Here is a 12,772-nt window from a genome sequence, read left to right as displayed (position 1 = left end):
CGCTGCCGTTTGTCCAGGGTTTCGCGAAAGGATGGCGCGGGGATGTCGAGAACCGGCATCCAGCTCCGTCTCTGGGGTGTCGGCGGCCACTCGGGTCGTCACAGGACCAAGGAGAGATCATGGCGAAGTACCTGCTTCTCAAGCACTACACGGGTGGACCCGAACGTCAGCCGCAGTGTGACGTCCCGATGGACCAGTGGACGCAACAGGAGGTCACCGACCACATCAACTTCATGGGTCACGTGGCAGAGGTCCTCACCGAGCGAGGTGAGTTCGTCGACGGTCAGGGGCTCTCCCCCGAGGGAACGTTCGTGCGATTCGACGGTGAGGGGAAGCCGCCGGTCACCGACGGTCCGTTCGCGGAGACCAAGGACCTCATCGCTGGCTGGATGACGATCGACGTGGACAGCGTCGAGCGCGCCCATGAGGTGGCCGCGTTCCTCTCCTCAGCGCCCGGCCCCGGAGGCGTGCCGCTCGAGGAGTGGATCGAGGTCCGCGCGTTCATGGATGCACCACACGAGGTCGACAACTTCTGCGTCGGCGGGTGACGTGACCGACCTGGAGGGACTCTTCAAGGAGCTCGGTCCTCGAGTCCTCGGCGTCCTCGTCCGACGGGGCGCAGACTTCGCCTCGGGCGAGGACGCCGTCCAGGAGGCCCTCCTCGAGGCACACCAGCGATGGGCCGACAGCCCGCCCAACGACCCTTTCGCCTGGCTCGTGACCACGGCGTGGCGCAAGCACCTGGACTCCCTGAGGTCGCAGACGGCCCGCAGGCGCCGTGAGGTGTCCGACCACCTCGAGCCCGAGCCAGGGTCCGTCACCGGCGCCGACGAGACGCTCCTGCTGCTCTTCCTGGCGTGCCATCCCGCCCTGTCGCCGTCATCGGCCGTGGCCCTCACCCTGCGAGCCGTGGGGGGCCTGACAACGCGTCAGGTGGCCACCGCCTACCTCGTGCCCGAGGCGACGATGGCCCAGCGCATCTCGCGCGCCAAACGCACGCTGTCGCAGGAGCGGCTCACCGAGCCCGGACACCTCGGCGTCGTGGTCCGCGTGCTCTATCTCATCTACAACGAGGGTCACACCGGCGAGGTCGACCTCGCGCAGGAGGCCATCCGACTGACCCGCCAGCTCGCCGCTCAGACCCGGGAGCCCGAAGTCGGAGGCCTTCTCGCCCTCATGCTGCTCCACCACGCCCGCCGACCGGCGCGATGGAGCGCCGACGGGTCCCTCGTGAGCCTCGACGAGCAGGACCGGTCCCTGTGGGACACGACCCTCATCGCCGAGGGCGTGGAGATTCTCCAGCACGCACTGGCGCAGGATCGACTCGGCGAGTTCCAGGCCCAGGCCGCCATCGCCGCACTGCACGCCGATGCCTCCACCGCCGAGGACACCGACTGGACCCAGATCCTGGAGTGGTACGACGAGCTCATGCATCTGAACCCCACCCCTGTCGTCGAGCTCAACCGCGCCGTGGCCGTGGGCCATGCCGACGGCCCGCTGGCCGGGTTGGCCGCCGTCGGCCTCGTGCCCGAGACCGTGCCCCGCCACGCAGCCGTGCGGGCCTACCTCCACGAGCGCGCCGGTGACCGCGCCGAGGCACATGCTCTGTATGCCATGGCCGCCCGTGCCGCGAGCAGCGCAGCCGAGCGCGACCACCTGACCCGCCAGGCGGCCCGGCTGCACGCCAGCGCCCCCGCAGGCGTGACAGGGTTGAGCCGTGGAACCCCTTGATGTCGCGGCGTTCGAGGCCATCGTCGGCGACTCGCTCGACGAGGTTCCCGAGGAGCTCATGGCGATGCTCGACAACGTCGTCTTCCTCGTCGAGGCCGAGCCACCCGCAGATGACCCCGACCTGCTCGGCGTCTACGACGGTGTCCCGCTGACCGAGCGCGACTCGGGATGGGGACTGGGCAACCTGCCCGACCGGATCACCCTCTTCCAGGGTCCGCTGACGCGGATGTGTGACGACCTCGAGGACCTGCGTGAGGAGATCGCGGTGACGGTCGTGCACGAGATCGCGCACCACTTCGGCATCGACGACGCGGCCCTGCACGAGCTCGGCTGGGGCTAGGACCCCTCAGACTGCGACGGCTCCGGCGAGTGGCCCGTCGGTGAGGTTCCCGGGTTCGGATCGGAATGCGACCCACGAGCAGGTCATTCACCTGGCCAAGCGGCTCGGGATCGGCGTGCTCCAGCGACAGCCCCGGCCGATCACCGGGAAGATAGCTCCACCGGGTCCAGTCGGGGTCATCGAGCGCCGCCGACACCTCGGCGCGGGCCGTGACCGACAGCGCCGAGCAGTTCGGTCGCTGCGAGGTCAGCGGGGTCGTCATGACACGGCTCAGAGGGCGTGCGGGCCCTTCCAGTACTCGAAGACCCAACCGACGAGCGCCGGCACGACGAGGAACGCGCCCAGGGCCACGAGCCACCAGCCGACGGCGAGGCCGAGGAAGATGATCGCGCACGAGGCGCCGAGCCACAGCGGCCACCAGCTGTAGGGGCTGAAGAAGCCGTAGTCGCCGACGATGTCGCTGATCTCGCCCAGCGGGTCATCCTCGGGCGGGACGCCATCGAGCTTGCGACGGGTGATGTTGAGGTAGCCGGCAATCATGAAGCCGAGCAACGCGGCGACGACGAGGCAGACGGTGCCGATTGGCTCGCCCCACTCGTTCCACGCGCCGTAGACGACCGCCATCAGGGCCGCGAAGCCACCGAAGATGTAGCCGATGCGTTCCATCGCCAGCATGGGTCAGGACTCCTGGTTCTTGGTCGTCGACGACATGGACTGGTCACCGAGGTCGGCCGGCCCGAGTGCCTTGACGAGTCCGGAGCGCTCATAGCCGGCCGGCGCGGCCTCGGGGTGGTTCAGGTCGAACGCCGGACGCTCGGAGCGGATCCGCGGGATCGAGTTGAAGTTGTGGCGCGGCGGCGGGCAGGACGTCGCCCACTCGAGCGAGGCGCCGTAGCCCCACGGGTCATCGGTCTCGACGAGCGGCGCGTAGCGCCACGTCTTCCAGACGTTGTAGAAGAACGGCAACATCGAGGCACCGAGGATGAAAGCACCGGTCGACGACACCTGGTTGGCGAAGGTGAAGCCGTCCTCGGGCAGGTAGTCGGCGTAGCGACGCGGCATACCCCAGATGCCCAGCAGGTGCTGGATGAGGAAGGTGGTGTGGAAGCCGACGAAGAGCATCCAGAAGTGGATCTTGCCCAGCGTCTCGTCGAGCATGCGACCGGTGAGCTTGGGCCACCAGAAGTAGAAGCCACCGAACATCGCGAAGACGACCGTGCCGAAGACGACGTAGTGGAAGTGCGCCACGACGAAGTAGCTGTCGGTGAGGTGGAAGTCGAGGGCGGGGCTGGCGAGGATGACACCGGTGAGACCACCGAAGAGGAACGTCACGAGGAAGCCGATCGCCCACAGCATCGGCGTGTCGAAGGTGAGCTTGCCGCCCCACATCGTGCCGATCCAGTTGAAGAACTTCACGCCCGTGGGCACGGCGATGAGCATCGTCATGATCGCGAAGAACGGGAGGAGCACCTGGCCCGTGCCGTACATGTGGTGGGCCCAGACCGAGACCGACAACGCGGCGATGGAGATCGTCGCGTAGACGAGGGTCTTGTAGCCGAAGATCGGCTTGCGCGAGAACACCGGGAGGATCTCGGAGATGATCCCGAAGAACGGCAGGGCGATGACGTAGACCTCTGGGTGTCCGAAGAACCAGAAGACGTGTTGCCAGAGCATCACACCCCCCGAGTCCGGATCGAAGATGTGTGCGCCGAAGCGTCGATCGGCTCCGAGCGCGAAGAGCGCGGCGGCCAGGGCCGGGAAGATGAGGAGCACGAGGATCGACGTCACGAGGACGGTCCACACGAAGATCGGCATCCGGAACATGGTCATGCCCGGGGCGCGCATCGTCAGGATCGTGGTGATGAAGTTGACGGATCCAAGGATCGTGCCGAAACCACTGAGGGCCAGGCCGAAGACCCAGAGGTTGCCACCCATACCCGGGCTGTAGGACGAGTCCGACAGCGGCGTGTAGGCGAACCAGCCGAAGGCGGCCGCTCCACCCGGGGTGAGGAAGCCACCGGCGGCGATGAGTCCGCCGAAGAGGTAGAGCCAGTAGGCAAACATGTTGAGGCGCGGGAACGACACGTCGGGCGCGCCGATCTGCAGCGGCATCAGCGCATTGGCGAACCCGGCGAACAGGGGCGTCGCGAACAGCAGCAGCATGATCGTGCCGTGCATGGTGAACAGCTGGTTGAACTGGTCGGGGTTGTCCACGACCTGCATGCCCGGCTGCAGCAGCTCGGCGCGGATGATGAGCGCCATGACGCCGCCCATGAGGAACCACGCGAACGAGGTGATGAAGTAGAGGTTGCCGATGACCTTGTGGTCGGTCGTGGTGATCCACTTGACCACCGTCGCGCCCTTGGCGAGCCGGGGGTGCGCGCGAGCGGAGTCCCGCTCTCGGAACATCGAAGCTTCGGTTGCCGCGCTCATGTCTTCTTCCTCAGTTCCTCGGGCAGAAGCTGGTCCTCGCCCGGCACCAGGCCAGAACCGTCACGGTTCAGGTCGGTCCCCAACAGTCCGGTCTGGCCGCGTGACTTCAGGTCGGCCAGGTGCGCGTCGAACTCCGCACGGGACACGACCTTGACGTTGAACAGCATTTGGGAGTGGTAGGCGCCACACAGTTCGGCGCACTTGCCCTTGAAGGTGCCTTCCTCGGTCGGAACGACCTGGAACTTGTTGACCTTTCCGGGGATCATGTCGAGCTTCTGCAGGAACTGCGGCACCCAGAACGAGTGGATGACGTCGCGCGAGGTCAGCACGAACTCGGTGCGCTCACCCACCGGGAGGTACATCGTCGGGATGGTCTCCTCGGCGCCGGGCTGGCCGGTCATGATGGCCTGGCTGCCGACCTCGTGCACGTCACCCTCGACGTAGTTGAAGTCCCAGGACCACTGCTTGCCGACGACGTTGACCGTCACGGCGGGATCCTTGGAGGTGTCCAGCAGCGCCGTCTGGTCCTTCGCGGTGTAGAAGAAGAACACCGCGATCATGAAGATCGGGAGGATCGTGTAGAGGATCTCCAGCGGCACGTTGTAGCGCAGCTGCACCGGGAGCTCGTTGTCGTCGCGACGTCGGCGGTAGGCCACCACGCACCACAGGATGAGGCCCCACACGAGGACTCCCACCACGAGGAGGGCGATCCATCCGCCGATCCACAGGGTGCGGACGCGCTCGGAGTTCTCGGTCACGCCCTTGGGGAGGAAGCCGTCGCTCGCGGCACCCAGCTCGCATCCGCTGAGAGCCACCATCGCGACCACGGCCACAGAGGCCCAAGTGGCCATTCTGCGGCCGCGAGAGCGGGGCTTGATCTGGTCGTGCTGGGGCACCGGGGCTGCCTCCTGCTTCGTCTGCTGGAACACGAGGAAACCTTAGTGCATCGGGAGGAACTTCCCGGGGACGGGTCGGGTTACGGTGCAGGCGTGCTGGACGCCACCCGCAGCCCGCTTCACCCCTCCGCCCGCGACACGCTGCTCGCGGCCCTCGATGCGGGGTGGGCCGACCCCCGACGTCTCCATCGGGAGGGCCGCCAGGCGCGGCTCCTTCTCGACCGCGCCCGCGAGAGCATGGCCGCCTCGCTCGGTGCTCGACCCGACGAGCTCTCCTTCCATCCGAGCGGCGCCCATGCCCTGCGCACCGGGGTGGCCGGGCTGCGCCACGCCCGCCGCCGGGTCGGATCCCGGGTGCTCACCTCTGCCGTCGACCAGGCCGTCCTGCTCCACGAGGCCCATGAGGCGGACCCGGGCTTCACTCCGCTGCCCGTCGACCGCCTCGGTCGCCTGCTGCCCGAGACACTCACCGGGGCCCTCGCCTCGGGGCCGCCTGCGTCGGCGGTTGCGCTCCAGCACGCCAACGGCGAAGTCGGAACGATCCAGCCCCTCGAGGACCTTTTCCCGGCATGCCGTGCAGCTGGCCTTCCGCTGTTGGTGGACGCAACCTCGTCCTTGGGGCGCCTCGACACCCCACAGACCTTTGACGTCCTCGGGGGCGACGCGTCCACGGTGGCGGGCCCACCGATCGGTGTCCTCGTGGTCCGCACCGGCACGCGCTTCGACCTGCCCGGGCCGCGGTGGGAGCCCGAGCACGGTCGCGAGCCCTCGGATCCCTGGGTCCCTCTCGCCCTCGCCGCTGCTGAGGCCTGGCAGCAGGCGGTCCACACCCGGGCCGCAGAGGAGGCCGCGGCCCGCGCCCTCATCGACCAGATCCGCACGGCCGCTGCCGGTGTCCGCGACGTCGACGTCGTGGGCGACCCCGTCGACCGACTCCCCCACGTCGTGACGTTCAGTGCGCTCTATGTCGACGGCGAGAGCATCGTCGACGCCCTCGACCGACTCGGCATCGTCGTCGCGTCCGGGTCCGCCTGCACGTCTAGCCGCCTTGAGCCGAGCCACGTCCTGGCCGCGATGGGCGCGCTCACCCACGGCAATGTCCGCGTGACGCTCCCCCTCGAATCCGTCTCCCCCGACCGGGCCGCCGACGTCGAGGCCCTGTGCCGCGAGCTCCCGCGAGTCATCGCTGACCTGCGCGACCGCCTAGGGGTGAGCGACCTGTGAGTGCCAACCGCGTTCCCGACCTCGACGCGAGGGGCCTCAAGTGCCCTCTACCCGTCATCAAGCTCGCGCGCATCGCGCACGGACTCCCCTCTGGCACAACCTTGCTCGCCTTCGCGGACGACCCGGCGGCCGAGGCCGACATCCCCGCATGGGCGCGCATGCGTGGGCACACGGTGACGCTCGAACGCCTGGGTGAGCACACGGCATACACCGTCGTTCTGGGTTGAGACTCAGTCGAACCTGACCGGCGGCGCCTGCAACGCCTCAGGGAGCGCCGCGAGGTAGTTCGCGCGCGGCCACTCCACGACACCAAGCCGTTCGAGGTGCTCGGTCGCCCACTGCACGTCGATGATCCGGCGCGCGTCACCGTCGGCATGGACGATGTCGACGAGGGCAGCGAGTGCCACCTTGGAGGCGTCACGCTCGGCGTGGAACATGGACTCACCCGCGAAGAGACCGCCGATGGCGACGCCGTAGAGGCCGCCGACGAGCTCGTCGTCGCGCCAGGTCTCGATGCTGTGGGCCCAGCCGAGCCGGTGCAGCTCGGTGTATGCCGCGATGATCTCGTCGGTGATCCAGCGCCCCTCTCGCTCTGGGTCGGCACACCGGCGCATCACGTCGGTGAAGGCGGTGTCGACCCGGATCTCGAAGCGGGCCCGGGCCTTCTTGAGTGAACGCCTCTCGCGGAACCCTCCGGGCACGAGCACACCGCGGGGTTCGGGCGACCACCAGCCGATGGGCCGGGTGCCGTGGTCCCCGAGCCCCATGGGGAAGAGCCCGGCGCGATAGGCCACGAGCAGCGTGCCCGGATCGAGGTCGGCCCCGGCAGCGACGAGGTCCTCGTCATCGGAGGGACGCAGGTGCCCCAGGGCCCACTCGCTGGGCGGCGGCTCGACGGGCGGGAACGGCACGTCCACGGGCCTGGGGGTCAGCGCCTCACGCACGTGATGTGCGGCTCGACCTCGGCAGCGGAGTCGTCGCCGTAGGACTGCGCAAGACGATCGAGGAACGTCGCCTGGTCGAGGACGTACTCCTGGGTGCCGACGGTCTCGAGGACGTAGGTGGCGAGCAGCGAGCCGATCTCGGCGCAACGACGGTGGCCGAGCCCGGACGAGAGGCCAGTGAGGAAGCCAGCCCGGAAGGCGTCGCCGACTCCGGTCGGGTCGGCGCGACGGGTCTCGCCGGCGATGGGGACCTCGATGGGCTCCTCCCCACGCGTGATGATGACGGCGCCGTCCTTGCCCTTGGTGATGACGCGGGTCGTCACCTGGGCCTCGATGTCGGCGGCGCTCCACCCGGTCTTCTGCTCGGTGAGGTGCGCTTCGTACTCGTTGGTGAAGAGGTAGTCCGCGCCTTCGATGAGCTTGCGGATGAACGGACCGTCGGCGAACGCGAGCTGCTGCGACGGGTCGGCCACGAAGGTGATGTTGCGGCTGCGGCACTCGTCGGTGTGCCGGAGCATCGCGTCGGGGTCGTTGGCGCCGATGAGGACGAGGTCGAGCGGTGCCGCTGCCTCGATCGGCCCGAGCTCGATGAGCCGCGCCTCGCTCATGGCCCCGGCGTAGAACGTCGCCATCTGGGCCATGTCGTCGTCCGTGGTGCAGACGAAGCGGGCCGTGTGCTTCGTGGTCGAGATGAGCACGTGGTCGCAGTTGACGCCGTGGCGGGTGAGCCAGCTGCGGTAGTCCCCGAAGTCCTCGCCCGCGGCGCCGACGAGCAGCGGCTGCTGGCCGAGCGCGGCCATGCCGAAGCAGATGTTGCCCGCCACTCCCCCTCGCCGGATCTCGAGGGTGTCGGCGAGGAAGCTCACCGAGATCTTGTCGAGCTGCTCGACGACGAGAGAGTCCCGGAAGCGGCCTGCGAAGGTCATGAGGTGGTCGGTCGCGATGGACCCAGTGACAGCGATACGCACCTCGGCAACCTACCCCAGATGGCATCCGTGATTGACTACTTGACATTGCCTAGTACTGGGCATCACAGTGGAGCCGTGCCCACACATGACCCGCAGATGCTCAAGGGAGTCCTCGGACTTCTCCTCCTGAGTGCGCTCTCGACCAGCGACCACTACGGCTACGGCCTCGTGACCCTGCTGCGCTCCTCCGGATTCGACGAACTCGCCGAAGGCACCGTCTACCCGGGCCTCACCCGCCTCGAGAGCGCGGGATTCCTCGAGTCCTACCTCCTGCGCAGCGACTCAGGGCCGGCCCGGAAGTACTACCGCCTCACCCGGTCCGGAGCCGCAGAGCTCGCCCACCGTCGCACCTCATGGAGCGACCTCGTCCAGTCCGTCGCGACCGCAACGGCACCCTTACACCAGACAGGGGAATCAGCATGAAGCTCTTCGACCGCCTCCGGGTCGAGTACGCCATCATCCGCTACGACTTCTGGCTCGAGCTGCGGGGTGTGCGCGGACCCAGGCGCCGCGACCTACGACGCGAACTGCGCGCCAACCTGGCCGAGGCGAGTGCCGATGTGGGCACCACTCGCGCACTCTTCGGGATCGGCTCCCCCCAACAGCTGGCGTATGCCGCGCAGCCGGCGGACCCGTCCCGACCTCGGTGGTCCCTGGGACTTCTGTGCGCCACCGGCGTCTTCGTTCTCGTGTTCTGGGGACTCCTGGCCACCCTGCTCACCATCCTGCAGACCGTTGAGGCGGCCCACGTCACCGAAGCCGTCGAGGTCCGCACCTTTCCCTGGTTCGGCACGACCTTCACGGCTCAGCACACCCCCGGCACCATCGACGCGGGATTCGAGTTCCCGTGGGCCCTGCTGGTCCTGCCGCTGCTGACCCTGCTGCTCGTCGCGCAGCCCTGGCGGCAGCTGCGACGGCCCCAGCCCCTGCCCGTGGTCGACTGACGTACCAGCGCGGTCAGCGCAACGAGAACCACGGCATACGCCAAAGGGCCCCTCACCACACGGTGAGGGGCCCTTTGGGTCCCAGGAGCGATCGGCCGCTCAGAACACGGGCACGCCGTTCCTGACGAGCCGCCAGTTCTCCACGTGGAAGCTCGCCGGATCGATCGTGCCCGACGCCGACGCGTGGGCCACGAAGGCCTCGCGGATGGCGACCTGGGCGTTGTAGACGACCGGTGCCGACGCGATGTGCGGGAACCCGCCGCCGCCCGACTGCCGGTAGTTGTTCACCGCGACGACGCTGGCGACGCGAACCAGACCGACAGCGTTGCCCGCGCTGTCGGTGTAGGTCGCGTCCTTGTAGTAGTCCCAGTTGACGACATTCGCGTGCAGGTCCGACGTGCCCATCACGGTGATGGTCACGGCTCCGTCGCGAGGGGCGGCAGCGGCCGGCCCCGGCCAGCCGACGGCGGCCAGGGCGCTCGCCGCGGTGACACCAAGGACGACGCGGCGTCGGGTGAGCGCCGAAGGGTGATCGACGACGTCGTCGGGCACGGCGCACGAACACCGCGGGGGCTGGGCCGGGACAGGTGGTGATGGGAGTCGGTCATGGAACGACATGCGATCACACCGCGAGAGTCGCGACCAGGGCCAGCCAGGAATCGCTTCGCGCCTTGTCCCGGGTGGAGCGCAGGAGCAGAGTGCGGACATGGACACTCCCCACTGGCAGGACGCCGACTTCACCGGCCTTCGGGCGATGATCTTCAACTGCACGCTCAAGCGCTCACCCGAGAAGAGCCACACCCAGGGGCTCATCGATGTCAGCACGGCGATCATGGAGAAGCACGGCGTCGAGGTCGAGGTGATCCGTCCCATCGACCACGACATCGCCACGGGCGTCTATCCGGACATGACCGAGCACGGCTGGGACAGCGACGAGTGGCCGACGATCTTCGAGCGGGTGCTGGCGAGCGACATCCTCGTCATCGCTGGCCCGATCTGGCTCGGCGACAACTCGAGCGTCACCAAGCAGGTCATCGAGCGGCTCTATGCCATGAGCGCCCAGCACAACGACCGCGGCCAGTACATCTACTACGGCAAGGTCGGCGGCACGATCATCACCGGCAACGAGGACGGCATCAAGCACTGCGCGTCCAACATCCTCTACAGCCTTCAGCATCTCGGCTGCTCGATCCCACCCAACGCCGACGCCGGCTGGATCGGTGAGGCCGGACCGGGGCCGTCCTACCTCGATGCCGGCAGCGGCGGACCCAGGAACGAGTTCACCCAGCGCAACACGACCTTCATGACGTGGAACCTCATGCACCTGGCCTGGCTGCTCAAGCAAGGCGGCGGCTTCCCGGCCGGTGGCAACGAGCGCGTCAAGTGGGACCGTGGCGCGAACTTCGACCACCCCAACCCCGAGTACCGCTGAGGTTCCGTTCTCGACTTATTGCGCAAAACGACGCCGCGGGAACCGATTTCTCGGTTCCCGCGGCGTCGTTCTGCGCAATAAGTCGGGGTCTCAGCTGAAGCTGTCGCCGCAGGCGCAGGAACTGCCGGCGTTGGGGTTGTCGATGGTGAAGCCCTGCTTCTCGATGGTGTCGGAGAAGTCGATCGTGGCGCCGACGAGGTAGGGGGCGCTCATGCGGTCGATGACGACCTCGACACCGTCGAAGTCACGCACGAGGTCACCGTCGAGGGACCGCTCGTCGAAGTACAGCTGGTAGATGAGGCCGGAGCAGCCGCCGGGCTGGACGCCGACGCGCAGGCGCAGGTCTTCACGACCCTCCTGTGCGAGAAGCGACTTGACCTTGCCCGCAGCGAGGTCGGTGAGAAGAACCTCGTGGGCCGGTGCCTCGGCGTCGGTCGCGGTGGCCTCGGTCGCTGTGTCGGTCACGGCTTGGGTGTCGAGCTCGCTCATGGGTGACTCCTGTGATGCGTCGGGGCTCGGGATGGACTGTGGGTCTTGCATCAGGTCGCAACTGCTCTCGGCCGCGATCTGTTCCCGAACGTCTCCTCTAGGGTACGTCCGCTTTGTGGGATCACCGAGCAGGGGACCACGTTCTGGCGACGCGGGCCGCCCGGGCACGCAGGGTTCCGACCGGATCGAGCAGCGCGGCATCGACCTGTTCGGGCGTCTCGGCCACGGCATACGTGCCGCTGATCCCGAGCCCCATCGTCTCCCGACGGCCCACGAGGACCTGGCCGGCGAGCACGACACTGGGCAGTCCAGCCCCGAGAGCGGCCACCGCAACGCCCGAGGCAACCTTGCCCTGCAGGCTCTGCCAGTCGAAGGTCCCCTCCCCCGTGACGACGAGGTCGCAGCCACGCACGACGTCATGGAAACCGACCGCCTCAAGGACGAGTTCGACCCCGCTGACCCGCCGTCCACCGAGCAGGAACAGCGCGTAGCCGAGGCCACCGGCGGCACCCGCTCCCGGTTCGCGTTCGAGTCGGCGTGGGGCGCCGGTGAGGAGGTCAAGGGGCTCGGACACCGTGCGCGCGACGATTTCGGTGAAGCGGCCCAAGGCGCCCTCGAGCGCCTGGGCGAGCTCGGGTGTCGCGCCCTTCTGTGGACCGAAGACCGCGCTCGCGCCCTTGAATCCGAGCAGCGGGTTCTCGACGTCGGTCGCGATGACGAGGTCCACGCCGGCGAGTTGCTCGCGGACGGCCAGCAGCCCGGACAGGGCGTCGTCGGGGGCGCTCGCGAGTGCGGTGCCGCCTCGGGCCAGGTGCTCGGCCGGTCCGACGCCGAGTGCGGCGAGCAGTCCCGCGCCAGCGTCGTTCGTGCCGCTGCCGCCGAGCCCGACGACGATGCGCTGCGGCTTCTCGGCCAGGGCCGCCTTCAGCAGCTGCCCGACTCCCCACGTGCTCGTCAGCCCCGGGTTGCGTTCGTCCGGGGCGAGCAAATGCAGGCCTGCGGCCTGAGCCGATTCGACGTATGCCGTCCGCTCGCCTTCTCCACCGACCACGAGGATCGCTGCGGGGACTTCACGGCCGAGCGGGTCGCTCACCGTGAGGGCCACAATGTCGCCGTCGAGCGCTCCGGCGAGGACGTCGAGGAAGCCCGGGCCGCCGTCGGACAGCGGAAGCAGGGTCAGCGTGTCCTGGGGTGCCGTGTCGTGCCACCCAGCAGCCATCGCCTCAGCGGCCTGGGTGGCAGTGAGGGTTCCGGTGAAGCAGTCAGGAGCGATGACGACATGCACGGCACGCACGGTATCGGGTGCACACCGTCATGGGAACGGCAAGGCAGCGCGTGCCACGGCAGGACGCACCGGGGGCCGGCCACCGC

The 12,772-nt window shown here is 68.5% G+C and carries 16 protein-coding genes; 8 read left to right on the top strand and 8 right to left on the bottom strand.

The genetic code is table 11. From position 1 onward, the window contains the following. Positions 1 to 119 precede the first annotated feature (119 nt). From ACFQRE_RS16930 to ACFQRE_RS16920, 3 genes are read left to right on the top strand one after another with little or no spacing between them, the layout of a single operon-like run. On the top strand, positions 120 to 548 hold the full coding sequence (locus tag ACFQRE_RS16930; protein WP_380124667.1) for a YciI family protein: 429 nt from the start codon (positions 120 to 122) through the stop codon (positions 546 to 548). A gap of 1 nt (position 549) precedes the next feature. After that, on the top strand, positions 550 to 1,731 hold the full coding sequence (locus ACFQRE_RS16925; protein WP_380124665.1) for an RNA polymerase sigma factor: 1,182 nt from the start codon (positions 550 to 552) through the stop codon (positions 1,729 to 1,731). After that, the gene (locus ACFQRE_RS16920) at positions 1,718 to 2,071 is read left to right on the top strand and encodes a metallopeptidase family protein (RefSeq protein WP_380124663.1); all 354 of its coding nucleotides are present in this window, start codon (positions 1,718 to 1,720) and stop codon (positions 2,069 to 2,071) included. Before ACFQRE_RS16925 ends, ACFQRE_RS16920 begins: the two co-directional genes overlap by 14 nt. Before the next feature lie 270 nt (positions 2,072 to 2,341). On the opposite strand, the gene ACFQRE_RS16915 is transcribed toward ACFQRE_RS16920, so the two are convergent. Genes ACFQRE_RS16915 through ctaC form a run of 3 tightly spaced genes read right to left on the bottom strand, consistent with a single transcriptional unit; the run spans position 2,342 to position 5,433 of the window. Continuing rightward, positions 2,342 to 2,746: a cytochrome c oxidase subunit 4 gene (locus ACFQRE_RS16915; RefSeq protein ID WP_380124660.1), complete on the bottom strand. Its 405-nt coding sequence runs from the start codon at positions 2,744 to 2,746 to the stop codon at positions 2,342 to 2,344. Positions 2,747 to 2,749: 3 nt separating this feature from the next. Continuing rightward, positions 2,750 to 4,480 (bottom strand): aa3-type cytochrome oxidase subunit I, encoded by a 1,731-nt coding sequence (gene ctaD / locus ACFQRE_RS16910; RefSeq protein ID WP_380125843.1) that lies wholly within the window; start codon positions 4,478 to 4,480, stop codon positions 2,750 to 2,752. Positions 4,481 to 4,500: 20 nt separating this feature from the next. Continuing rightward, a complete protein-coding gene (ctaC, locus tag ACFQRE_RS16905; protein ID WP_380124658.1) occupies positions 4,501 to 5,433 on the bottom strand; it encodes an aa3-type cytochrome oxidase subunit II in 933 nt (310 codons plus the stop codon). A gap of 60 nt (positions 5,434 to 5,493) precedes the next feature. On the opposite strand from ctaC, the gene ACFQRE_RS16900 reads away from it, so the two are divergent. Beyond that, complete coding sequence (locus tag ACFQRE_RS16900; RefSeq protein WP_380124656.1) at positions 5,494 to 6,624, top strand: cysteine desulfurase family protein; 1,131 nt, start codon at positions 5,494 to 5,496, stop codon at positions 6,622 to 6,624. Then, positions 6,621 to 6,851 (top strand): sulfurtransferase TusA family protein, encoded by a 231-nt coding sequence (locus tag ACFQRE_RS16895; RefSeq protein WP_380124654.1) that lies wholly within the window; start codon positions 6,621 to 6,623, stop codon positions 6,849 to 6,851. Before ACFQRE_RS16900 ends, ACFQRE_RS16895 begins: the two co-directional genes overlap by 4 nt. A 3-nt stretch (positions 6,852 to 6,854) precedes the next feature. Here the strand turns inward: ACFQRE_RS16895 and aat are convergent, their stop codons facing one another. Next, complete coding sequence (aat, locus tag ACFQRE_RS16890; RefSeq protein ID WP_380125841.1) at positions 6,855 to 7,541, bottom strand: leucyl/phenylalanyl-tRNA--protein transferase; 687 nt, start codon at positions 7,539 to 7,541, stop codon at positions 6,855 to 6,857. A gap of 11 nt (positions 7,542 to 7,552) precedes the next feature. Continuing rightward, the gene (locus tag ACFQRE_RS16885) at positions 7,553 to 8,536 is read right to left on the bottom strand and encodes a carbohydrate kinase family protein (RefSeq protein WP_380124652.1); all 984 of its coding nucleotides are present in this window, start codon (positions 8,534 to 8,536) and stop codon (positions 7,553 to 7,555) included. A gap of 75 nt (positions 8,537 to 8,611) precedes the next feature. Here ACFQRE_RS16885 and ACFQRE_RS16880 point away from each other — a divergent pair, with 75 nt between their 5' ends. Together ACFQRE_RS16880 and ACFQRE_RS16875 are read left to right on the top strand one after the other, a co-directional pair. Then, positions 8,612 to 8,959 (top strand): PadR family transcriptional regulator, encoded by a 348-nt coding sequence (locus ACFQRE_RS16880; RefSeq protein ID WP_380124650.1) that lies wholly within the window; start codon positions 8,612 to 8,614, stop codon positions 8,957 to 8,959. After that, positions 8,956 to 9,480, top strand: coding sequence for a hypothetical protein (locus tag ACFQRE_RS16875; protein ID WP_380124648.1), 525 nt, complete (start codon positions 8,956 to 8,958; stop codon positions 9,478 to 9,480). Before ACFQRE_RS16880 ends, ACFQRE_RS16875 begins: the two co-directional genes overlap by 4 nt. A gap of 99 nt (positions 9,481 to 9,579) precedes the next feature. On the opposite strand, the gene ACFQRE_RS16870 is transcribed toward ACFQRE_RS16875, so the two are convergent. Further along, positions 9,580 to 10,032, bottom strand: a complete 453-nt coding sequence (locus tag ACFQRE_RS16870) for a hypothetical protein (RefSeq protein WP_380124646.1) — start codon at positions 10,030 to 10,032, stop codon at positions 9,580 to 9,582. Between the two features lie 154 nt (positions 10,033 to 10,186). Between ACFQRE_RS16870 and ACFQRE_RS16865 the strand changes: the two genes are divergently transcribed. Next, positions 10,187 to 10,912: a flavodoxin family protein gene (locus ACFQRE_RS16865; RefSeq protein ID WP_380124644.1), complete on the top strand. Its 726-nt coding sequence runs from the start codon at positions 10,187 to 10,189 to the stop codon at positions 10,910 to 10,912. 90 nt (positions 10,913 to 11,002) lie between these two features. Here the strand turns inward: ACFQRE_RS16865 and ACFQRE_RS16860 are convergent, their stop codons facing one another. Continuing rightward, positions 11,003 to 11,401: a HesB/IscA family protein gene (locus ACFQRE_RS16860; protein WP_380124642.1), complete on the bottom strand. Its 399-nt coding sequence runs from the start codon at positions 11,399 to 11,401 to the stop codon at positions 11,003 to 11,005. A gap of 121 nt (positions 11,402 to 11,522) precedes the next feature. Then, positions 11,523 to 12,686, bottom strand: a complete 1,164-nt coding sequence (locus tag ACFQRE_RS16855; protein WP_380124640.1) for a glycerate kinase family protein — start codon at positions 12,684 to 12,686, stop codon at positions 11,523 to 11,525. Positions 12,687 to 12,772 lie beyond the last annotated feature (86 nt).

It is taken from the genome of Knoellia pratensis, from assembly GCF_042666395.1.
Lineage (GTDB): Bacteria > Actinomycetota > Actinomycetes > Actinomycetales > Dermatophilaceae > Knoellia > Knoellia pratensis.
Note: the sequence above shows the minus strand (reverse complement) of the source record. Positions and strands in the feature narration are given on the sequence as shown.